Source organism: Bacteroides sp. MSK.20.82, assembly GCF_019052485.1.
GTDB lineage: Bacteria > Bacteroidota > Bacteroidia > Bacteroidales > Bacteroidaceae > Bacteroides > Bacteroides thetaiotaomicron.
Genome location: NZ_JAHQUN010000038.1, coordinates 1 through 23370, shown reverse-complemented (window position 1 = coordinate 23370; position 23370 = coordinate 1). Strand labels below are relative to the sequence as shown.

20 protein-coding genes are annotated in these 23370 nt (G+C 43.2%); 15 read left to right on the top strand and 5 right to left on the bottom strand.

The genetic code is table 11. The features are described 5' to 3' along the window. Position 1: 1 nt before the first annotated feature. Positions 2-1573, bottom strand: a complete 1572-nt coding sequence (gene nadB, locus KTR07_RS21415; protein WP_113748002.1) for an L-aspartate oxidase — start codon at positions 1571-1573, stop codon at positions 2-4. Between the two features lie 107 nt (positions 1574-1680). On the opposite strand from nadB, the gene KTR07_RS21410 reads away from it, so the two are divergent. The 7 genes from KTR07_RS21410 to KTR07_RS21380 all read left to right on the top strand — a co-directional run bounded on the left by KTR07_RS21410 (position 1681) and on the right by KTR07_RS21380 (position 8792). Beyond that, positions 1681-2076, top strand: a complete 396-nt coding sequence (locus tag KTR07_RS21410) for a PH domain-containing protein (protein WP_113748001.1) — start codon at positions 1681-1683, stop codon at positions 2074-2076. A gap of 11 nt (positions 2077-2087) precedes the next feature. Beyond that, positions 2088-3431, top strand: a complete 1344-nt coding sequence (lpdA, locus tag KTR07_RS21405) for a dihydrolipoyl dehydrogenase (RefSeq protein WP_008767424.1) — start codon at positions 2088-2090, stop codon at positions 3429-3431. A gap of 79 nt (positions 3432-3510) precedes the next feature. Next, the gene (dacB, locus tag KTR07_RS21400) at positions 3511-4917 is read left to right on the top strand and encodes a D-alanyl-D-alanine carboxypeptidase/D-alanyl-D-alanine-endopeptidase (RefSeq protein ID WP_008767425.1); all 1407 of its coding nucleotides are present in this window, start codon (positions 3511-3513) and stop codon (positions 4915-4917) included. A 148-nt stretch (positions 4918-5065) separates the two neighbouring features. After that, positions 5066-6247 carry a hypothetical protein gene (locus KTR07_RS21395; RefSeq protein WP_008767426.1) on the top strand — a complete coding sequence of 394 codons (1182 nt, stop codon included), beginning with the start codon at positions 5066-5068 and terminating at the stop codon, positions 6245-6247. A gap of 20 nt (positions 6248-6267) precedes the next feature. Beyond that, positions 6268-7560, top strand: coding sequence for a hypothetical protein (locus KTR07_RS21390; RefSeq protein WP_008767427.1), 1293 nt, complete (start codon positions 6268-6270; stop codon positions 7558-7560). Next, positions 7557-8147 (top strand): RNA polymerase sigma factor, encoded by a 591-nt coding sequence (locus tag KTR07_RS21385; protein WP_011108700.1) that lies wholly within the window; start codon positions 7557-7559, stop codon positions 8145-8147. Before KTR07_RS21390 ends, KTR07_RS21385 begins: the two co-directional genes overlap by 4 nt. A 6-nt stretch (positions 8148-8153) precedes the next feature. Then, the gene (locus KTR07_RS21380; protein ID WP_008767429.1) at positions 8154-8792 is read left to right on the top strand and encodes a hypothetical protein; all 639 of its coding nucleotides are present in this window, start codon (positions 8154-8156) and stop codon (positions 8790-8792) included. 24 nt (positions 8793-8816) lie between these two features. On the opposite strand, the gene KTR07_RS21375 is transcribed toward KTR07_RS21380, so the two are convergent. From KTR07_RS21375 to KTR07_RS21365, 3 genes are read right to left on the bottom strand one after another with little or no spacing between them, the layout of a single operon-like run. Further along, positions 8817-9566, bottom strand: a complete 750-nt coding sequence (locus KTR07_RS21375) for a TonB family protein (protein ID WP_008767430.1) — start codon at positions 9564-9566, stop codon at positions 8817-8819. Positions 9567-9569: 3 nt separating this feature from the next. Next, positions 9570-11069: an acetyl-CoA hydrolase/transferase family protein gene (locus KTR07_RS21370; RefSeq protein ID WP_008767431.1), complete on the bottom strand. Its 1500-nt coding sequence runs from the start codon at positions 11067-11069 to the stop codon at positions 9570-9572. Positions 11070-11125: 56 nt separating this feature from the next. Beyond that, on the bottom strand, positions 11126-11566 hold the full coding sequence (locus KTR07_RS21365) for a hypothetical protein (protein WP_008767432.1): 441 nt from the start codon (positions 11564-11566) through the stop codon (positions 11126-11128). A gap of 335 nt (positions 11567-11901) precedes the next feature. On the opposite strand from KTR07_RS21365, the gene miaB reads away from it, so the two are divergent. Further along, positions 11902-13269 carry a tRNA (N6-isopentenyl adenosine(37)-C2)-methylthiotransferase MiaB gene (miaB, locus tag KTR07_RS21360; protein ID WP_113748858.1) on the top strand — a complete coding sequence of 456 codons (1368 nt, stop codon included), beginning with the start codon at positions 11902-11904 and terminating at the stop codon, positions 13267-13269. Positions 13270-13503: 234 nt separating this feature from the next. Here the strand turns inward: miaB and KTR07_RS21355 are convergent, their stop codons facing one another. Continuing rightward, complete coding sequence (locus KTR07_RS21355) at positions 13504-14214, bottom strand: helix-turn-helix domain-containing protein (RefSeq protein WP_008767434.1); 711 nt, start codon at positions 14212-14214, stop codon at positions 13504-13506. A gap of 423 nt (positions 14215-14637) precedes the next feature. On the opposite strand from KTR07_RS21355, the gene KTR07_RS21350 reads away from it, so the two are divergent. From KTR07_RS21350 to KTR07_RS21320, 7 genes are all read left to right on the top strand, one after another. Then, positions 14638-14958: a hypothetical protein gene (locus KTR07_RS21350; RefSeq protein WP_008767435.1), complete on the top strand. Its 321-nt coding sequence runs from the start codon at positions 14638-14640 to the stop codon at positions 14956-14958. Continuing rightward, a complete protein-coding gene (locus KTR07_RS21345; RefSeq protein ID WP_103877957.1) occupies positions 14946-15854 on the top strand; it encodes a DUF4373 domain-containing protein in 909 nt (302 codons plus the stop codon). The genes KTR07_RS21350 and KTR07_RS21345 overlap by 13 nt, the downstream gene beginning before the upstream one ends. A gap of 122 nt (positions 15855-15976) precedes the next feature. Then, positions 15977-16483: an HU family DNA-binding protein gene (locus KTR07_RS21340; RefSeq protein WP_016269189.1), complete on the top strand. Its 507-nt coding sequence runs from the start codon at positions 15977-15979 to the stop codon at positions 16481-16483. Positions 16484-16563: 80 nt separating this feature from the next. Next, the gene (locus KTR07_RS21335) at positions 16564-17079 is read left to right on the top strand and encodes an N-acetylmuramoyl-L-alanine amidase (RefSeq protein ID WP_048699341.1); all 516 of its coding nucleotides are present in this window, start codon (positions 16564-16566) and stop codon (positions 17077-17079) included. Positions 17080-17084: 5 nt separating this feature from the next. After that, positions 17085-17180 (top strand): smalltalk protein, encoded by a 96-nt coding sequence (locus tag KTR07_RS21330; protein ID WP_149192781.1) that lies wholly within the window; start codon positions 17085-17087, stop codon positions 17178-17180. Between the two features lie 223 nt (positions 17181-17403). Continuing rightward, positions 17404-20439: a hypothetical protein gene (locus KTR07_RS21325; protein ID WP_254306566.1), complete on the top strand. Its 3036-nt coding sequence runs from the start codon at positions 17404-17406 to the stop codon at positions 20437-20439. Positions 20440-20636: 197 nt separating this feature from the next. Continuing rightward, positions 20637-23370, top strand: a 2734-nt coding sequence (locus tag KTR07_RS21320; protein ID WP_227198456.1) for a DUF6443 domain-containing protein, incomplete at its 3' end; no start/stop codon positions are given.

Here is a 23370-nt window from a genome sequence, read left to right as displayed (position 1 = left end):
ATTATTTTTTAGCGTGTGGATAATCAATCGTATAATGCAATCCGCGGCTTTCTTTGCGTTCCATCGCCTGACGCATAATCAGATATCCTACGTTGACCATATTACGCAATTCACAGATCTCTCTGGAGGCTACGCTGCGTTTGAACAGGCTTTCAGTTTCTTCGTAAATGATATCCAGTCGGTCCCAGGCACGTTTCAGACGAAGGTCGCTGCGGACAATACCTACATAAGTACTCATAATCTGGTTGACTTCCTTCATGCTTTGCGTGATCAGTACCATCTCTTCCGGTGAACGGGTTCCCTCGTCGTTCCATTCGGGGATGGCTTCGTTGTAGGCATACTGGTCTACAACTTCCAGACTATGCTTGGCGGCGGCGTCGGCATATACGACAGCTTCGATCAGTGAGTTGGAAGCCAGACGGTTGCCGCCGTGAAGACCGGTGCAGGAGCACTCTCCTACTGCATAGAGGCGTTCGATGGAAGACTGTCCGTTCAGGTCTACGAGGATACCGCCGCAAAGATAGTGGGCTGCCGGAGCTACCGGAATGTAATCTTTGGTGATGTCGATGCCCAGGCTGAGGCATTTCTCGTAAATATTGGGGAAGTGCTTCTTTGTCTCTTCCGGGTCTTTGTGGGTGACGTCGAGATAAACATGGTCATCACCCCGATTTTTCATTTCGTTGTCGATGGCACGGGCTACGATATCGCGCGGAGCGAGTGAAAGACGGGGATCGTATTTCTGCATGAACTCCTTGCCGTCCATCGTGCGGAGTACGCCACCGTAGCCACGCATCGCTTCCGTAATCAGGAACGAAGGGCGGTCGCCCGGATGGTACAGGGCGGTAGGGTGGAATTGCACGAACTCCATATCCTTCACCGTACCTTTGGCACGATAGACCATGGCGATACCGTCTCCGGTAGCGACTAGCGGATTGGTGGTCGTTTTATAAACAGCTCCTACTCCACCGGTGGCCATGAGAGTCACTTTGGCGAGATAGGTATCTACTTTTCCGGTTTTCGGGTCGAGGATGTAGGCACCGTAGCATTTGATGTCCGGTGTCTGGCGGGTAACAGTTACTCCCAGATGATGCTGGGTCAGGATTTCAACGGCAAACTGGTTTTCGATCACCTCGATGTTCGGATGCCTTTGCACGGCTTTGATCAGGCTGTCCTGAATTTCTGCTCCCGTATTATCTTTATGGTGAAGAATGCGGAACTCGGAGTGTCCTCCTTCGCGGTGCAAGTCAAATTCGCCTTTCTCGTTTTTGTCGAAGTCCACGCCCCATTTGATCAGTTCTTCAATTTGCGCAGGCGCTTCGCGCACTACTTTTTCTACTGCGCCACGGTCGCTGATCCAGTCGCCGGCAATCATCGTGTCTTCAATGTGTTTGTCGAAATTATCCACCAGCAGGTTGGTGACGGACGCCACTCCTCCTTGTGCGAAGTACGTATTGGCTTCTTCCAGCCCGCTTTTACAGATAAGAGCAACTTTACCTTTGTGCGCCACTTTGAGCGCAAAACTCATACCGGCAATTCCGGAGCCGATAACGAGGAAATCGAATTTTCTTACCATAATTTTGTTTATTTCTCACCGCAAAGCTACAAAATAAGTCACTTCGTTGTTCTTTTCGTTGTCACTAATTCATAAATTTGCTACCTTGCACGCAAAAATCTGACAAAATGAATCGAATTTTTCATGCCCGCATCGCCTGGTACCAGTATTTTCTGCTGGTGGTGCTTACTGTAAATGCCGTCGGCGCTTTGTGGTGTAAATATATCTTGCCGGCAGTGCTACTAATGCTCTTGCTTATTGTAGTCATCGAACAGATTATTCATACGGTTTATACCGTATCTACCGATGGAGTTCTGGAGATATCCACCGGACGTTTTATGCGTAAAAAAGTAATTCCAATTGCCGAAATCACGGCTATCCGGAAGTATCATTCCATGAAATTCGGAAAGTTTTCGGTGACGAATTATGTCTTGATAGAGTATGGAAACGGGAAGTTTGCTTCGGTGACGCCTGTCAAGGAACGTGAATTTGTGGAGTTGATTAAAAAGAGAATGGAACTATAAATTTTATACCTATGAAATACCAAGTCATTATCATCGGTGGCGGTCCCGCAGGATATACAGCCGCCGAAGCTGCCGGCAAAGCCGGTTTGAGCGTACTCCTTATCGAGAAGAACAATCTGGGAGGTGTCTGCCTGAATGAAGGATGCATCCCGACGAAAACTCTGTTGTATTCGGCAAAGACTTACGACAGTGCACGTCATGCCTCGAAATATGCGGTGAATGTCTCCGAAGTCTCTTTTGACTTGCCGAAGATCATTGCCCGCAAAAGTAAAGTGGTGCGCAAACTGGTATTGGGTGTAAAGGCAAAGCTGACCTCCAATAATGTCGCGATGGTGACGGGAGAGGCGCAGATCATAGATAAAAATACAGTTCGCTGTGGCGAAGAGACATACAATGCGGAAAATCTGATCCTTTGTACAGGCTCCGAGACCTTTATCCCTCCTATTACTGGCGTGGAAACGGTGAATTACTGGACGCATCGGGATGCGCTGGACAGTAAGGAACTGCCTGCCTCCCTTGCCATTGTAGGCGGTGGAGTGATCGGTATGGAGTTTGCGTCATTCTTTAATAGTCTCGGTGTGCAGGTGACGGTGATTGAGATGATGGATGAGATTTTGGGAGGAATGGATAAGGAACTGTCTGCATTGCTTCGTGCCGAATATGCGAAGCGGGGCATTAAATTCCTGCTCAGCACTAAAGTTGTCGCCTTATCACAGACGGAAGAAGGTGCGGTTGTTTCATACGAGAATGAAGAAGGAAAGGGCAGTGTTATAGCAGAAAAACTATTGATGAGCGTTGGACGCCGACCTGTGACGAAAGGTTTTGGACTCGAAAATCTGAATCTGGATAAAACCGGGCGTGGCGCTATCAAGGTCAATAAGAAGATGCAGACTTCGCTGTCCGGCGTTTATGTCTGCGGTGATCTGACAGGCTTTTCTTTGCTGGCTCATACGGCTGTCCGTGAGGCCGAGGTTGCCGTACATTCTATTTTGGGTAAGGAAGATGCAATGAGTTACCGGGCTATCCCCGGCGTTGTTTATACGAATCCGGAGATTGCAGGAGTCGGAGAAACGGAAGAATCGGCCTCAGCAAAAGGAATTACTTATAAGGTGGTGAAACTTCCGATGGCTTATTCCGGTCGTTTTGTGGCGGAGAATGAAGGTGTGAACGGAGTCTGCAAAGTACTGCTGGATGAACAGGAGCAGATAATCGGAGCACACGTGCTGGGCAATCCTGCTTCGGAAATCATCACTCTTGCCGGTACTGCCATTGAGCTTGGACTGACTGCCGCCGCATGGAAGAAGATTGTTTTCCCTCATCCTACGGTAGGAGAGATTTTCCGGGAGGCATTATAAGATTGATCATAAGCGGATAGCCGTGATATTCAAGATACGGAAGAAGTTGAAGTAGCATGAAAGTTAATGTAGAAGGTTGATGAAGAAGTATTTGTTGTTTTTGGTTTTATCAGTTGTCCTGTTGCCCGCATCCGTATGGGGACAGGCAAATCTTTCTCAGATTGATTCACTAATCAAAAGAATGCTTCCCGAAGCATCCGAAGTCGGCATATCCGTGTATGACCTGACAGCGAAGAAGTCATTATATACTTATCGTGATACGAAACTCTCCCGTCCGGCTTCTACCATGAAGCTGCTCACAGCTATTACGGCCCTCTCCCGTCCCGATGCGGACAATCCTTTCCGTACGGAAGTCTGGCACGACGGGGTGATAGAGCATGATACGTTGCAAGGCAACTTGTATGTTGTCGGTGGATTCGATCCGGAATTTGACAGTTTGATGATGGATTCATTGATCGAAGAAGTAATCACCTTCCCTTTTTCGGTAATCAACGGACAGGTGTATGGCGATGTTTCGATGAAAGATTCCCTTTATTGGGGGCACGGATGGGCATGGGATGATACTCCGGAGGCTTATCAGCCTTATATGTCTCCGTTGATGTTTTGTAAGGGTGCTGTGGAAGTGACGGTGGTTCCCGGCTCTCTACAAGGAGATACGGCAAGCGTTTCCTGCAAGCCTGTGTCTTCTTATTATACCCTGACGAACCGGACAAAGACACGTACTCCTTCTGCCGGAAAATATTCATTATCGAGAGACTGGTTGACCAATGGGAATAATCTGATCGTAACAGGCAATGTTCCTACGTTTAGAAAGGATTTGATAAATGTCTATGATTCAGGGAGCTTCTTTATGCACGCTTTTTTAGAACGTCTCCGTGCTAAAGGAATCGTGGTTCCCGAATCGTACGGTTTTACCGAATTACCGTCCGATGGAGCAGAGCAGATGGCTCGCTGGGAGACTCCGGTGCAGAAGGTCTTGAATCAGTTGATGAAGGAAAGTGATAATTTGAATGCGGAAGCAATGCTTTGCCGGATTGCGTCACAAGCTACAGGAAAGAAACGTGTGACGGCGGAGGATGGCATTGTTGAGATTATGAAACTGGTTCGTAACCTCGGGCACGATCCGAAAGACTATAAGATTGCGGATGGTTGCGGATTGTCTAATTATAATTACCTGTCTCCTGCCCTGTTGGTCGATTTTCTGAAATATGCCTATTCACAATCCGATGTTTTTCAGAAACTGTATAAGTCCCTTCCTGTTGCCGGAATAGACGGAACGCTGAAAAACAGAATGAAGAATACTCCCGCATTCAGAAATGTCCATGCAAAGACCGGTTCGTTTACGGCGATCAATGCCCTTGCCGGTTATCTGAAGATGAAGAACGGACATACCTTGGCTTTTGCCATTATGAATCAGAATGTGCTTTCGGCTGCCAAGGCGAGGGCGTTTCAGGATAAGGTTTGTGAGGTGATTATCGGACATTGAAAGGAGCATTGAATAAGGTTGTTGATAGAAATGATAAATATCTGCTGAAAAAAAGTACTCTTTTATTTGAACGTTTGCTTTGCTCGCGTGTATGCTTTGTCAGAACGGTTCTAATTAAGCAATGTTGAATTTAATAAAAGAGTGAATAATGAAAACTATCAAATACTTGTTACTTGTCTTATTGTGCTATTGTACAGCACAGGTTTATTCTCAAAACAAGGCAAGCTGGGTCCCGGACTCTATTGCATCTCAGATTCCTGTAATTCAGAATCAGGCCCGGGAATGGAAACAGAAGATCTATGAAAACCCTAAAGATGAAAAAGCATGGATGTCCTATGCACGAACGATTCAAACACTCAAATCGCTTACTCCCGGCGATGATATAGAAAAGGAAATCAATGAGATGATGGACAAAATGAAAAAAGAGATACCCAATACTGCTACTTATGCCTTGATACAGAATATGATTTTACCTTTTGGAAAAAATGATATGACTTTTGATGAAATTATAGATAAGTGGCCTGATGCTGTGATGCATTATCCTGTTTATATGGGCTTGTCTTTTAGCAATAAGGATAGGCTGAAAGACATTTCTACCCGGTGGTATCAATCAGGTGCATATCCTGTTCAGTCTTTAAATTATACCTATAATGAATTGACTTCTGCCGAAAAGGACGCATTGATATTTACTGATGTTAATTGGACGCTGTTTGGAAGTTATCTGCTTCAATATGGAAAGGGATTGTTTGATGATAAAAAAGTAATCCTTTCAGGTTTAATCCTTCCTTCATTTTCTATGAACAGGCTTACGGAGGAATTAGGCATACCGGAGTTCAAAGATACTGACCCTGAATTTTATAAAAGTAAAACTCCTACGGCAACATTTGCAAATGAAATCAAAAAACGTATAGAGCATATTGCCAAATATACCAACCGTCCCATTTATATCTCTGTCTCAACCAATGAAGCTGTGAAAGATCTGCTGAAAGACCATTTATATACTGAAGGTCTGTTAATGAGATATTCTGCCAAACCTTATGATAATCTGGCTATCATGCGTCGCAATTATGAGAATACTTATCTGTTAGATTACTTATACGAGTCTTTTTATCCTGAGACGTTGACGAATGTTTGTCTTGATTTGAAAGGAGTAAAAATGCTTAGCATATATTATGTACCGGCTTTCAAGTCCCTTCTCCAGTTTTATAAGGAATCAGGTGATGTGACTCATTATGATAAGCTTCATGCTTTATTGGAATCTATCATTAAGAAAGCGGATTATTACAATGAGGAAGTACGTGAACGGTATCTTAAAAGTATTAATTTCTAATCGTTCTTCTCATAAAGACTATGAAAAGACTTATATATATATTATTCCTCTTGATAGGTTTTGAGCAGGCTTTGTTTGCCCAGAAAATAGATACCTTGAGAACTGAACGTCTTGAGCTACGTTTGGAACCCGATTTGGTAGGCTTTATTCCTTGTGGAAAAGAATGGTTTCAAGTTCAAAAAGATGCATGGAAGTTAGAAATCGATAAAGATGTGAGAAATGAAAAAGCGTGGGAGAATTACTATCTTGCGTGCAAAGGAATTTGGGATGAAGACACATTGCTATGGAAGAAAGAACAGCCTCGTTTACTTAAGAAAATGAAAAAGTACATTCCTGATACACGGGTGTATTATAAAGTATTGGATGATGAGGTTATGATTTCTGACAAGGACAAAAGAGAGGCAATCAAGGAGAAGATTGTTTATTTGAGACGGGATTGTGAAAGGGATTACAGAGATGATATGTGGTATTATCAACGGCATGGACAGATAGATAAGGTGAGGGAAATAGCACGCGAATGGTTTGACAGCGGATTATATTCACGAAGTATCCTGACTTATTATTATAATGAATTTGTAGGGCTGAAAAGGAATGCTATTCTTGCGGGAACCGGTCCCGAATGGGCCTACAGCGTATTGCTTCAGTATGGAGCAGGGTTGTTCAAGGATGTGGAAGTAGTAGATTTAAGTGAGTTGATGAATCCGGAGGAAGAGAGCGACTTTTGGAAGACAAAAGGAATAGATGTAAATACCCTTCCCGACCGGGGAAAGGTAAAATGTCCCGGTGCATGGTATTTTGCGGAGAAAGAGCAGCGTCCTGTATATATTTCTCAATATTCTGCAAGTAGACAAGACGTAGTGGAAATGAAAGACTTCCTCTACTCTGAAGGATTGGTATTCAGATATTCCTTAAAACCATATGATAATATGGCTATTTTAAGAAGAAATTATGAACAGGTTTATTTGCTTGATTATTTACAGTCCCCTATTATTACGGATATTTCACGTGGTGAAGATTCCTATGTTCTTTCTTTTCTTCCCCTTTTACAATTCTATCGTACAAGTGGAGACAAGAATCAATATTTGAGGCTGAAGAAGTTGTTATTAGATATTGTGGATCGTATGGATGATGGGTGTTTTGTAAATAAGTCTTGGGTAGATGCAAAGACTGCCGAACATTTGAAGTTGTTTAATAGAATTTTTGATCATGTAAGAGATATGGAAAAAAAAGGACTAACTTCTGTTATAGTTCGTTCATTTAAGGAAGAGCACCGGAAAGAATATCAACAATTAATAGAAATGGTAGAGCCATGATGCTATTCACTTCTTTCAGCCACGACGAAACAGACGAACAGCTAATGGAACGCTTTGCATTCAGGAACAGTGAGAAAGCATTCGAAGAGCTTTACTGCCGTTATGCTCCCCGGTTTAAAGGTTTCTTTATGCGGATGCTGTCGGCAGACGGAGCGTTGGCGGATGATTTTCTGCAAGAGTTGTTTCTTCGTGTTTATGAGGCAAGAGGTAGTTATCAGCATGGAAAACAGTTCTCTACATGGGCGTTTGCGATGGCGTATAATCTTTGCAAAAATGAGTACCGCCATCGTGATATAGTAGACGAGTATCGTTTACAACAGTCATATACCAATGAAGAAGATAGCTATTCCTCGCTTGAGTTTGAGGTGGCACATGATCGTCAGGTTTTCGACCGGCAGTTGAAGAAAGTACTTGCAGGGTTGACAGATGAACAACGGGCAGCATATACGCTGCGTTATGAAGAAGAGCTTCCGGTACAGGAGATTGCGCAAATCCTGTGTTGTCCGGAAGGTACGGTAAAGTCTCGCTTATATTATACTTTGAAAGTATTGCAGCGTTCTTTATCAGATTATAACCCCCAAAAATAGATGAATATGAAAAGTGATGATTTAGAAAGACTGGAAGAGTCTCAGGAAATGCAACAGTTGATTCATGCTGCTAAAGAGCAATATGAGCAGGAAAAATCAGTTCACCCTCCTGTTGCTTATGCTGCTTTTGCACAGAATCTCAGAGAGAGACAGAAGGACGGAAAGATGAAAGCGAAGCAGGAACCGCCCGAAAGGGAAACTTTTGAAGTGAAAGGTGGAAAGCGCTCAGGAATTTCTCCCTGGTGGCTGGTGGCCGCGTGTTTGTTGGGTGGGATAATAGGCTATGGGATTTCGACCACTTCAGACAGGCAGGAAGCTGGTTTGGAGAGACTTGCTGTAGCAGATACGGTGATTGTCGTACGCGAGCGGGTGGATACTGTCTATCGGGAGGTGGAAGTTCCGTCTCAGCCTTTGGTAGCTTCACGGTCAACGGTAAAGTCCAAAAGTACGGGACTTACGAAGGAACATGTTAAGCAGAGTAGGAAAGCTGTGCAGAAAGCGGAACCTGCTTTTATCTCTATTGAGTTCTTGCAACAGCAACAAAATCTGCCGGACCCGAATAGTGAGTGTTATGCTGCAAACGGGATGACTGTTGCAGAAGGTAATTATCCGTTCCATTTATTGGCGACAGTTCCATGTAAGTAGCACTTTGTTGTTGCGGATGCCAGCTTACGTATTTGTTTTTACCTGTAACGAATCAATGACTTGGTAGTCTTGCTCAATGACAAAGTTTATAGGAACAGACATACGGACTGCTACAGGACGCCCCAGTTGCATACCTGATTTCCATCGTGGCATGGATTCGATGATGCGTAATGCTTCTTTATCCAAGCTGGCAGATACGCTTTTGGTAACTTTTGCATCGCTGACATATCCGTTTACGTCGATGGTGAACTCTACGGTGACTTGTCCCTCTTCTCCTGCCTGAAAAGCTTCTTCCGGGTATTGTATGTTTTTCTTGATAAATTCATCGAACCCGCTTAATCCTCCCGGGAAGTCGGGACCGTTGATTATAAAATTAATCATCGTTTGCTCAGGCATATCTTCGGGCTTAACCTTGATGATTTGCTTTTTCTGAATAAATATATTATTAATTTGAAAAGTATCCGGCTTCATTCGCACAAGAAGTTCCGATGGAAAATCTTTATCCAATTGTATCAGCACATCTTTCATACCTATATGTGAGAAACGGAGTGTCTCTTTATGTTTGGCCTCTACAGAAAAGTCTCCATTCATGTCCGAGGAAGTATATCTGCCGGTTCCCGGAATATAGATGCTTACAGCACGCACAGGCTCTCCCTGCAAATTGGTCACCTTGCCCTTGAACTGTTGCAGTTCCCTTTTTTGCGAAAAAACATCGTTTGTATTTGCAACGCAAATACAAACGATGAATGATAGTATGAACGACAGACGTTTCATGCCTTATCTGGCATACTCCGCCCAATTCGTATTCTTCATATCCCCGCTCTTGGCCAGTTCGGCGTGCATACCGAGTGCGGCCTGGATAGCGTGTGGAGTCTGCGCCCTGCCACCGGCCAGTTTGAGATAATCCCAGAGAAGCTGTTTATAGTCGGGATGTGCACAGTTTTCGATGATGGCTTGTGCACGTTCCTTCGGGCTCTTGCCACGCAGGTCGGCTACACCTTGCTCGGTGATAATGATATTCACGGAGTGTTCGCTGTGGTCGAGGTGAGAAACCATCGGGACGATAGCACTGATCTTACCTTCTTTGGCAACAGACGGACAAGTGAAGATAGAGATATAAGCATTGCGGGTGAAGTCTCCCGAGCCACCGATACCGTTCATCATCTTCGTTCCACCGATATGAGTAGAGTTTACGTTACCGTACAAGTCCACTTCGATAGCTGTATTGATAGAGATAATACCCAGTCGGCGAACCACTTCCGGATTGTTTGAGATTTCCGACGGGCGGAGAACCAGCTTGTCGCGGAAGAAATCCATATCGTTGTAAATACCTTCCAGACAGTCGTTGGTAACAGTCAGTGAGCAGGCGCTACCGAATTTGATGCGTCCTTCACGGATCAATCCGATGACGGAGTTCTGGATAACCTCTGTGTACATTTCGAATGCGGGAATCGTCTTGTCACGTCCCAGTGCACCGAGCACAGCGTTAGCGATATTTCCTACGCCCGACTGCAGCGGAAGGAAAGTAGACGGAATGATGCCACGCTTCATGTCGGCAGCGAGGAAGTCGGCAACGTTCTGACCGATTTTGTCAGTCAACGGATCGGCATCGGCAAATGAGCGTGCTTCGTCCGGCCAGTTGGTTTCTACTACGCCTACGATCTTTTTCGGGTCTACCTGAATATAAGGCAATCCGATGCGGTCACTCGGCTTGTAGATGGGGATTTCGCGGCGGTAAGGCGGGTCGAGCGGTTCGTACACGTCGTGCAGACCCATGCAGGATTTGCTGTGTGCGGCGTTCAACTCAACGATGATCTGGTCCGCCAGGCGGCAGATAGTCGGAGAAATACCACCGGCAGCAGTCAGATAAATCTTTCCGTCCGGAGTCACTTCGCAGGCTTCGATGATGGCTACGTTCACTTTGCCCATGAAGCCATAGCGCACTTCCTGTGCCATTTGCGACAGATGGATGTCGTTGTAGGCAATTTCACCGTTATTCACGGCTTTGCGGAAGTCGGAGTTGGTGGTATAAGGGGCGCGGTAGCGGATGGCCTTTGCGCGAGACATAACGCCGTCACAAGATTCTCCGGTAGAAGCACCTGTAAAAATTCCTACTTGAAATGGATTACCTTTGGCATGTTCCGCTTCTGCAATTTTTGCAAGTTCAGCTGTAACAGCCTTTGCAGTTCCGGCGGGAGTAAATCCGCTCAGACCGATGTTGTAGCCATGTTTGATCAGGCTTGCAGCTTCTGCTGCCGAAATACGATTGAATGACATAAATAGTATAATTTCGCGTTAAATGCGGTTGATATTTGTTGGTTAATACTTATCACTTAATACTTTCGCTGCAGGATTTCTCCCCAGATAATAGCGCGGCGGGCTTCTTCTACGGAATGGATGGAGAAATCTTCCTCGCCGGCGGGTTCCGGATGGTCATAGTGGGAACCTTGCTTCGTGTTTCGTTTATCTTGTGCGGAACTGTTTGCTATGGATGCAGCCACAGATACTTCTTCTTTTTTCTTTTTCTTTGGCGTTGGTTTGGGAGCCGGTTGTTCCATAGGTATGGGCTGGAGCAGTTCGTCCAAAGCCCTGCTGCCTCTCCCCCAGAATTCGGGTATGGGAATAGCATCAGGATCTACTTCGACCGGAGACGGTGCAGGCGGGACGGGGCGTTTATTCTGAGCCTTTTTCGACTTGTTGTTCTTGCTCACCTCTTTGAATATTCCCACAAGAATGACACCTGCTATCAGGAGAAATTTCAAAAAATCTTCCATTCTGTTTCACTTCTAAATAGTTAATCTGCCAAAGTTACACATTATATCTGGTTTGAGCTAACATTTTGTTATGAAAAAAGGGCAGCTTCACAGCTCCCCTTAATTTTTTTAACCTAAACCTTAACTATGAAAAAATCTAATGTTTCTTTCATTGCACAAATGTGAAAAATAAAATTAAATTTAGCAAGGATATGCCCCGTAAATGTTTATTTCATTAACATTAATTATCAGAATAATGCCTGAACTACAAGTTTTTGCGTTATTTTCGTACCATTTTACCGCTTATTGAATTCGAAGCCGTATCTTTGCGGATAAATTTAAAACAAGATTTGAATATGAACGAATTAACGGGAGCGGACTTTAAATCCGCAACTGCTGATGACAACAAGAAGTTGTTTATCGAGACTTATGGCTGCCAGATGAACGTGGCGGACAGTGAGGTGATCGCTTCGGTGATGCAGATGGCGGGCTATTCGGTAGCCGAAACGCTGGAAGAGGCCGACGCAGTGTTTATGAATACCTGCTCTATCCGTGACAATGCGGAGCAGAAGATTCTGAACCGCCTGGAGTTTTTCCACTCGCTGAAGAAAAAGAAGAAGGCCCTGATTGTAGGCGTACTGGGCTGTATGGCGGAACGGGTGAAGGATGATCTGATTACGAACCATCATGTCGATCTGGTGGTCGGTCCGGATGCTTATCTGACGTTGCCTGAGCTGATTGCCGCGGTAGAGGCCGGCGAGAAAGCGATCAACGTAGACCTTTCGACAACCGAGACTTACCGTGATGTGATTCCGTCGCGTATCTGCGGCAACCACATTTCCGGATTTGTATCCATCATGCGCGGATGCAATAACTTCTGCACCTACTGTATCGTGCCTTATACACGCGGACGCGAACGCAGCCGTGATGTGGAAAGTATTCTGAATGAAGTGGCCGACCTTGTTGCCAAAGGTTATAAGGAAGTTACCCTGCTGGGGCAGAATGTCAACTCTTACCGGTTCGAGAAGCCGACGGGCGAAGTGGTTACCTTCCCGATGCTGCTCCGTATGGTGGCCGAAGCTGCTCCGGGCGTGCGCATCCGTTTCGCGACTTCCCATCCGAAGGATATGAGCGATGAAACGCTGGAAGTGATCGCCCAAGTGCCGAATGTGTGCAAGCATATCCACCTCCCTGTGCAGAGCGGCAGCTCCCGCATCTTGAAACTGATGAACCGCAAATATACCCGTGAGTGGTATCTGGACCGGGTAGCCGCTATCAAGCGTATCATTCCCGATTGCGGACTGACTACCGATATCTTCTCCGGTTTCCATTCCGAAACGGAAGAGGACCATCAGCTCTCGCTTTCTCTGATGGAGGAATGTGGCTATGATGCCGCTTTTATGTTCAAATATTCCGAACGTCCGGGGACGTATGCGTCGAAGCATCTTGAAGATAATGTGCCCGAAGACGTGAAAGTTCGCCGTCTGAATGAGATTATCGCTTTGCAGAACCGTCTGTCCGCGGAGTCCAATCAACGTTGCATCGGCAAGACGTATGAAGTGCTTGTAGAAGGCGTTTCCAAACGTTCGCGCGATCAGTTGTTCGGCCGCACGGAGCAGAATCGGGTGGTGGTGTTCGACAGAGGCACGCACCGTATCGGCGATTTTGTCAATGTGCGGGTGACGGAAGCCAGTTCGGCTACGCTGAAAGGCGAAGAAGTCTAGTATATTATTCTCGATGTCGGGACTGATTAAAAATCGATAGTATCATAAATTCCCCTCCTTCCCGAAGGAGGAGATTTGAGATACTGCCGACTTTTTAGTCAGCCCATGCAATATATTAAAGAAGGTATTTCAAAATGAAATGAACCCCGAAAGTCAGACAATAAACTTTCGGGGTTCACTTCGTTTAAACTTTGCCCTTTTCCTCTTTCCGGAGCAAAAGAAGCGTCATTCAAATTACATCATCATGTGTCTGCGGATGGAGAATTTCACGATTGCCATTGCATTGATGGTGCTGAAAGGGATATCCATTGGGTCGTGATGAGCGTTGTAGCTTACCAGCTTGAGGCATCCTTCCTTTTCCGAGCGGTTCACATACTTCACCGCCAGGTACTCGTCTCCTTCGATAGTAAACGAAACCAGATACATTTCGCCGTAAATAAGGTTGCTGAAACTGTTAATCTCTTTAAAGCCTACGATGTCTCCCGATTTCAGTATCGGATACATGCTGTCGCCACTGATGTAGACGGCTCCGTCACATAAGGGAATGCTTGGAATCTGTATCTTTCCTACCATATACTGTCGCTTGTTGGTGAGCAACGTTTTCAGATTGGCGGCAGCTGTAATATCATATAGGGCAACGCTGCGGTCGTCCAACGCCTCTACTGTTTTAGGGTTGTGAATCATCTGGACCTCACCGCTTGCTAAATCGCTTTTGCATAACTTGGTTTGATGTCTGGGGGTACCCTTCCCAACCAGCAGCCAATTGAGGTCTACATCTCTCATTTTGTTGAGCAGCAGATGAAAGTCAATCCGGTTTCTGGCGCACCAGTTGGATAATGTTGCACGTGAAACACCTAAGTAACTGGCCAGTTCACTGTCCTTTTTAAAGTTGAGCGCCTGCTTGGCGCGCTTTACTATTCCCGAAACATCTAGAAATGTATCCATTTTATTCTTGTTTTAAATTAGTGTAAAGATGTTGGAACTTCTTATTCGTTCATTGATAGTCAGTTATATAATTTTTTAGCGTTAATTTCTAAAACCGTTTGTTTTATGTGAGAAAACTGCTTTATCTTTGTAGCAGCAAACTTAGAAATATGTTTCAAAAATATAAATTAAAAATAGAATAACCATGAAAAACGGCAAAAAGTTTATGAAAGGTTGTAAAATGCCTCATCCACCCCCTTCCGGAAGATTCTGTATCGGATGAACACCAGTGATATTGAGTCGGTTTACAGCATCTATATATCCTGCATACAGGAGCTATAGATCCAATACGCTGGCCATATATCCCCAATATGCAGGAACTATATGTCCGATAATCACATAAACAAATATTTAAGCATGAAAACTTTAAAACGCAAAATCAATATGGAACCTTTAATGAATCAATCTCTGCACATTTGCGGGTGCTGCAAACGGGAGCTACCGCATGAGGCCTTTTATACAAACAAACGCACCGGGACCCTTGACAATTATTGCAAGGAGTGTCGCAAGGCAAACACCCGCAAGCGTCGTGATTTGAGACGATGTACATCATTTGAAAACAAACCTGTTTCTTATCCGGTGATAACCGAGGTGAAAGACCCCGCTTTGCGGATGCTTCTTATTCTTCATGCCCGTCAGGTTGTGGCAGAAAGTATCTCACGGAAACAAGAAAAAGAAAAACTGAATACGCTATGGGAAGAATAAAACGGGGACTGGATTATTTCCCCATGAGCACCAGCTTTATGCACGATCGGATGGTGCGCCGAATTATGAGACGTGAAGGTGATTCTGCCTTTGCCACACTGGTGGAAACGCTGTCGTACATCTATGCCGGGAAAGGGTATTATATCTCTGTCGGTGACGAATTTTACGAGGAGCTTGTGGACAGCCTTTACAGTACGGAACTGGATGATGTGAAGCGTATCATCAGTCTGTCCGTGGAATATGGCTTGTTTGATGTCGGACTTTTCCGGCAATACAACATCCTGACTTCCGCCGACATCCAGCGGCAGTATCTTTTCATCACCAAGCGGCGTAGCAGTGCGCTGATAGAGCCGGACTACTGCCTGCTGGAATCGGAAGAAATCACCTCATACCGTTCGTCTCAGAGCGGTAAAAGTAGTACGGATGATTCTTTGGATAGCGAATGTGCGGAAGCGTTAAACGGTGATGCTGATCACAAGACCGCCTGTACGGTAACATCAAGCTCCGATTCTGTAACAATGGAGGATGAAATTGCAACATCGGGTACACAAAACAAAAGAAAACAAATAAAAATAAATCAAAACAAAGTAAACCACCTCCCTAACCCTCCTCAAGGAGGAGATGAAGGAGGAAAATATTTGAAAAGTAGAACGGCTGTGACACAGGAAGATATTGACTGTCTGCAACCGCCATGCGATGGTGTGCAGCGTAACTTCCAGGGACTGACAGATAACCTGCGGCTTTACAAAGTTCCGCCTTCCGAACAATATGCCATTATTCTTAAAAGTAACTTCGGAGCTATTGGAAACCCTGTTTGGAAAGGATTTAATACCATCCGGGGGAGTAATGGAAAGATCAGATTGCCCGGGCACTACCTGCTGAGTATAATTAATTAATTTATGAACGCACTTTGAAAAAATGATTAGGTCAGTCTGAATAATGCTCCTATCTTTGCAATGTCATTAAGCTTGAGGACAAAACTAAACGAAATTATTAACACAAAAAAACTATTACGATTATGGCAGTATTGTACAAGTCATTCCAGTCTGTTCTGGAAGACAAAAATCACAAAAAAATGTTTCATCCCCGTGTGATATACACGGCTAATATCAGCACTTCGCAGATCGCTAAAGAGATTGCCGCTTACTCGTCTCTCTCCCCGGGTGATGTGAAGAATACGCTTGATAACCTGGTGACTGTGATGGGGCAGCATCTACAAGCATCGGAAAGCGTGTCGCTTGACGGTTTCGGGACTTTCCGCATGGTGATGAAATCCAACGGTAAAGGGGTGGAGACTTCGGAAGAAGTGTCGGCTGCGCAAGCTTCTCTTACGGTCCGTTTCCTTCCCAACTTCACCAAGAACCCCGATCGGACTACCGCTACCCGCTCTTTGGTGACCGGTGCGAAGTGTGTGCGCTTCGACCGTACAGACACTCCGGCTTCCGGCAGTGGAAATACAAATAAGCCGGGTGGCGGCGATGGTGGCGAAGGAGATGGTGAGGAAGCACCGGACCCGACAGTATAACCTTTCGTCACAACACAAAATGTAAGAACGAACGACTAAACTAAATCGGAAACTTAACTAACTAGTAATCACTTATTCACATGAGAATTATCAATTTGATCGTGGTGCATTGTACCGCCACGCAGGGGAATCGTACGCTTTCTCCGGAGGCTTTGGACCTGATGCACCGCCGCCGTGGTTTCAACGGAACAGGCTATCACTACTACATCCGCAAAGACGGAACGGTGCATCTTACCCGCCCTGTCGAACGCATCGGTGCACACGCAAAAGGTTTTAATGCCAGCAGTATCGGAATCTGCTATGAAGGCGGTCTGGACTGTCGGGGACGCCCGGCAGACACCCGGACGCCGGAACAGCGTGCTACGCTTCGGCTGCTGATTCATCAGCTGCTGGAGGTATTCCCCGGCTGCCGGGTGTGCGGGCATCGGGATCTCTCGCCGGACAGGAACGGTAATGGAGAGATAGAACCGGAAGAGTGGATGAAGGCGTGTCCGTGCTTTGATGCCGAGCAGGAATTTAAAGAATTTGCGGCAGAAGACACGGAAGAAACACAGAGTAAACTAAACTATTTAAAGAACAAGAAAGGAGGTAAATGATGGCAATGAAGAGATCTGTATGGGATATGATCCTGAAGGTGGTTATCGCGGTAGCGTCGGCTGTGGCAGGCGTATTGGGTGCTAATGCGATGAATCTGTAAGAGAAGTAATTAACGGGAACTCCCTGTCATGGGAATATGCGCGCTACTTTATCGGGCAGGGAGTTTCTTAGTATTGTGATTTTATTTAAGAAACTATTATATATCAAAGAATATGAAAAAAAGACTACTATCAGTATTTGTTTTTCTGGCAATATTCAGTTTCAACTGTATAGGTCAGCAACAAATACCTATTAAAAATGTACCCAGTCCGGAAATAGCCGGTTTGGGAGAATATGGAAAAGTTCCAGTTAGTTTATATACGGGAGTTCCGGATATATCCGTGCCTATTTATGAATTGAAAGCTGGTAACTATTCGTTATCACTTGCTGCAAGTTATCATTTGGCTTCGGTAAAGCCTAATTCCCAGTCTGGTTGTCTTGGACTTGGATGGAATCTTATAGCAGGCGGCTATATTACACGTTCTGTTCGTGGAATGTATGATGAGAAATGTCAATCAAATGGATATGCTCCGGGTTATTATGCACATGCTTCTAAATTGAAAAATATCAGTAATGAACAGTTTAAAGCAGAAACGATGCATATACAAAGCACGGAAAATGATTATTATGAATTAACTGCTGACGAATTTTCGTTTAGTGTTTGTGGTTATTCTGGAAATTTCTACTATGCCGGTAATGGAGAGTGGAATGTTGTTTCTGATCAGGATATACGTGTGGAATTTAATCCTGTTGATGGGGAAGGCTTTCTTAGTTTGTCGGAAGTCGGAAAACGTCTTGATGTAAGTAGATGGGGAGCAAGCACAAGAAACAATCGTTTTTTCAATAAATTTACGCTGATTACTCCTGATGGATGCAGGTATGAATTTGGTGGAATCAACGCTACTGAATATAGTATTCCTTATTATGCCCGCTATAACAGTGATTTAATAGCTACTACCTGGAGGTTGTCCAAAATAACAACCGTAGACAAGCGGGTAATAGAATTCAGTTATGACACTTCAGCTATCATGTGTGATCTTCGTTATGTACCCCAACAGAAAGTGGTGACCAACATACCATGCACTTATAGTGGTATACAAAGTGGGCGTTCAGGGATGACTGGGTATCTGCTTTTCCCAGTTAATTTAAAGACTATAAAAACACCTAACGAGATATTGGAATTCAATTATTACAATGAATACGGATATGGAGATAAGTTTGTTGATAGTTATTTGGCATGGAAAGACAATGCAAATTATGACCGTCAGGATATAGATAACATGAATTTTGAAGACCCGGCTAATCAATTTACTCTGTTTTTAGGAAACCAAATTGATAATACCGATCAGGCAACATTGCGTCAATCGATTAAATCAAAACTACAACATAAAATTCTTCATTGTATTTATGTGAAAGGAAAGAACTCCAAGGCTTTGAAAACTATATATTTTGACTATGCAAGGAATAATCGTACTAAATTGTCTTTAATTACGGAACGTTCAGGGAATCCGGATTTGATCCCTAACTATGTATGGCACCCACATGGATTTTATTTTCTTACTTGGTATAATATACCTGAGAATTTGACCGGAGGTCGCGTACCTGAATATCGTTTTCTTTATAATTCGGAAAAACGTATGCCAAATGATTATGTACGCCCGATTGCCGATTCGTGGGGATATTATACAGGAGGAAGTGTTGCTTTTGCCGAGATACCTAATTTTTCTCAGACTTATAGTAGTTTGCAATATACTTTGGCAGAGGTCTTGACGGAAGTCATTTATCCAACAGGTGGAAAAAGCCGTTTTGAATATGAATTGAACAACTATTCAAAAGTGGTAGCTCCTTCTTTGATGTCATTAACAGACAAAAGTGGTACTGCAGGCGGTTTGCGTATTCGGCGTATTACCAATCTGGATAATGAAGATAATGTGCTTGGTGCCAAGCAATATTACTATTCGAATACCCGTGACCGATTTGGAAAAAGTAGTGGAATATTGAAAAGTCTTCCTGTTAATGAGATGGTGTATACTCTTAAGGATGGAGATAAGGAGCCTGATCCTAAGAATGCAATATCGTTATATCTCAAATCAAAGGGAGGTTTTTTCCCATCAGTTACTAATCTGAATACACCGGATGTAGGTTATTCTTGTGTAATTGAAGAAGCGTTCGACAAAGATAATAAGTCGCAAGGTTATATTGTGCGTCATTACTCTAACTATAATGAGGATATTTATGGTAATACTCATTATGACGAGCTTGCTTTTTATTCTATGTTTGAAGGGAACTCTTATACAATGCCATTTAGCAGTCGTTCTATGGAGAGAGGAAAGTTGTTGTCTGAAGAATACTATGATGTCAATGATCGTTTGCGAAAGAAGGTGAATTACCGATACAAAGAGGTAACTCCAGGCTCATTTGTAACAGCTGATCAAATGGTGTTGTTCTTTTGTACAGATTTAGACAATTTCATGCTAGGAAAAGTGGGGACTTTAACTCGTACATATACACATGCTTATCTGACCGACTCTGTTATAGAAACTCTTTATCCTCAATCGGGAAATACGGCATTTGTTATAGAAAAGGCGTATCAATATAATAAGTATAAGCAGTTAAGCCAAATAGCCGGTAGAAACAGCGATGGAAAAAGTACTCTGACAGAATATGTTTATGCTGCAACTTTACCGGAATATAAATGGATGGAAGAAGCACATATACTATCTCCGGTTTCTAGTAAAAAAGAACAGACAGGCGGCTCTTATTTAAAAGAGGTATATCAGTATATGGGTCCTATACCTTATATAAAGCAGATTAGTACAGATAGAGATGGTTATGTGCATAAACATTACACTGTGCAGGCTGTGGATGGTTATGGGAATCCTATATATCTTCACGAAGAGTCAACGCCCGTTGTATTGATATGGGGAGCTGAAGGTCAACGGTTAATATCACGGATAGAAAATGCCACTCTTAATCAAGTGGAAGAAGCATTGGGAATGAATGTGAAGGATTTCTCTTCATCCGATATCTCTGCAACTAATTTGCTAAAAATAGAAAATATCAGGCATAAGATATCCGGAACGCATTTCTATATTTACAAATATATAAATGAGTTGCGTTTGGGCTCAGAAACAAAGCCTAATGGAATCACTGTGTTTTATAAATATGATTTTCTGGGTCGCCTGACAGAGAATTATATTATGGAATTTAAAGATGGAGATTATCAAAAACGGATATTAAATATATATGATTACAATTATTATTATGGCTCCAAGATTGAAAGTGGAGAAGTAGCCATAGAGAAAGGAGGACAACTATGAAATTGCATAAAATAATATTACTTCTAATTTTGCTATCAGGATTTTCGATAGAAATACCTGCGCAGAATTCTTTGCAGAATGAGATAGGTAAGCTCGAATATGACACGTTGAAGAGGGATATGGTTAAAACAAAACATCTGGACCATATAAACATTTCTGATACATCGTCAGTGAGTTGCGCAAACTACTTGTTTCGTGTGAAAGAACCATTATATATTTCTTTTAAGTCTAATTATTTCACTATGGGAATGGAAATGGAGAAAGTTCCGGGACAATTGGAATGTCAATTAAAAATAACAGATGATAATTTGCTCACTAATCAGGTGTATTATCAGAATGCGAAAAGTGTTGATCCGGATTCTTTATCATCAGTGAGTTTCACTGATACTCTTTTGTTATTTGCCGGTACATATTGTTTGACATCGACTGTAATAGAAAAGAACAAAGATATTCTTGTTCCTGATGATAATGGTGTGAATGCTGCAAGTGTATTGAAAACTAATACTTTTGATATTAAACCGATCGACCCGCATGAACCAATAAAGCCTTTTCCGCCGATTGATCCTTTTCCGCCAATAGATCCGGTCTTGCCGATGGACTCAATTCGACCACTTCCTTTATTTTATATCATGACTCTGTCAATAGAGACAAAAGGACTTGCTCCGGAAGAACAGCCGATGCCGGCTATTCCTTTTCCTGCAATAAATTGGGGAAATGATCTATTGCCCGAACGTTTTGGCAAAAATGCTGTTTCTGTTTTCAAGAGTAGGACAGGAAATAAGGAAGAAGGTATGCTTGTGGTTAATTACTATGATGGGCTGGGGCGTTCGAAAGAAACGGTACAACAAGGTGTGAGTCCTAGTCATAAAGATTTAGTAACCCTACAAGAATATGATGGGTGGGGGCGTAAAGCCAATACATGGTTGCCAGCTGTAACGACACAAAACACAGGTGATTTCATATCTGTAGCTTCTTGTGGAGAATTGGCACGCAATACTTATGGAGGAGATGCTTATCCGTATTTAACCTTTACCTACGAAAATTCTCCTTTGGAAAAAGTAATTAAACAGCATAATCCGGGGAGAGTATGGCGTGAAAATGGCAGATCATTGAAAATAGATGAGTACGTTAATATCGCTGGTAATGATACTTTAGGTTGTTTCGGTTTTCAATTGATCAATGGGGCAAGAGAAGCATTAAATATTAGTGTAAGTAAACAGTATGAAAATGGAAGCTTGCTTGTTACACGCTCAGAGGATGAAGATGGAGTCACTTTGTTTGAATTTAAAGACCGTTTGGAAAGAACCGTTCTGGAACGTCGTATAGAATCAAGACTGAAAGGGGATAAGCAATTGTCGGATACTTACTATATTTATGATGATTTGGGAAAACTTTGTGCTGTTCTTCCTCCTGCATTGTCCGATCAGTTGAGTGTAGGTAATATTCCTGCAGAAAAACTCGATATGTATGGATATTTGTATAAATATGATGTGGCGGGAAACCTCATGGCTAAAAAGCTTCCAGGAATTTCATGGGAATACTATGTCTATAATGTAAACAACAATCTTATATTTAGCCAGAATGGCGAGGAACGTAAAAGAGGAGAATGGAAATTTAGTATTCCGGATGCATTCGGTCGTGTATGCTTGCAGGGAGTATGTAAAGTTGCGATTGATCCGTTTGATAATCCTTATTTAAAACCTATTTTTAGTGGATTGTCGAATTGGTATGTTTGTCAATACGTAGGAAGTACTGAATATGGGGGGTATCAGTTTAGTGGAAGTCTTATGGCAGGATTAGTGGGGCCGAAACCATTAGTTCAGGTAATCAATTATTATGATAACTATGACTTTATGTATCGGACAGATCTTTCGGCAAGAGATGAATTTAGATATACCCATGAAGAAGGTTTTGCCGCTACGTCATCCGGTGCTAAAGGAATGTTGACAGGAATAGCTAAGTTGCATACGGATGCATACGATCAGTATCGTAATGGTGAATATGGAGTGGATTCTCCCTACAATTACTCAGTGATGTATTATGATGATCGTGGTCGCCTTTCTCAAACTGTTTCTGACAACCATTTAGGTGGTATGGACCGTGATTTCTTTTCCTATGATTTTAATGGGAACGCCTTGCGGCATTTACACCGTCAGACCGGGGCTGGAAATGAGATTTTGAGTGACAGTTATACCTATGAGTATGATCACGCCGAACGTCTTGTAAAGGCGCTGCATCGTTTGGGAGATGCTCAGGAAGTGATTCTTATTGACAATGTGTATGATGATTTGGGACGCTTATCCCGGAAGACGTTCCATAACGGTCTGTTGAATACGTCTTATTCGTATAATATTCGTAGTTGGCTAACTGGTATCACTGGTTCATCTTTTGAGCAAGTATTGCATTATACGGACGGAACGGGTATTCCATATTACAATGGTAATATCAGCAGTATGGTTTGGAAATCGGGTGAAGATGATATAATGAGAGGCTACCACTTTACTTATGATAATTTGAATCGTTTGACGAATGCGGTGTATGGAGAAGGCAGTGTTCTCGTTCAAAATCAGAATCGCTTCAATGAACAAGTAACCGGATACGATAAGATGAGTAATATTTTAGGGATCAAACGTTCCGGACAGACTTCATCTACCGGATACGGCTTGATAGATGATCTGGCAATGTCCTATAATGGGAACCAACTAAAATCAGTATCAGATAGGGCTACAAATTCTGTTTACGGCAATGGCTTTGATTTCAAAGACGGAGTAAACAAAGAAGCTGAATATGAATATGATGAAAATGGTAATATGACGAAAGATTTGAACAAGAAAATATTGAATATCCAATATAATTGTTTAAATTTACCGAGTCGTATAGAATTTGAAAACGGTCATGTCATTTCTTATCTTTATGATGCTGATGGAATAA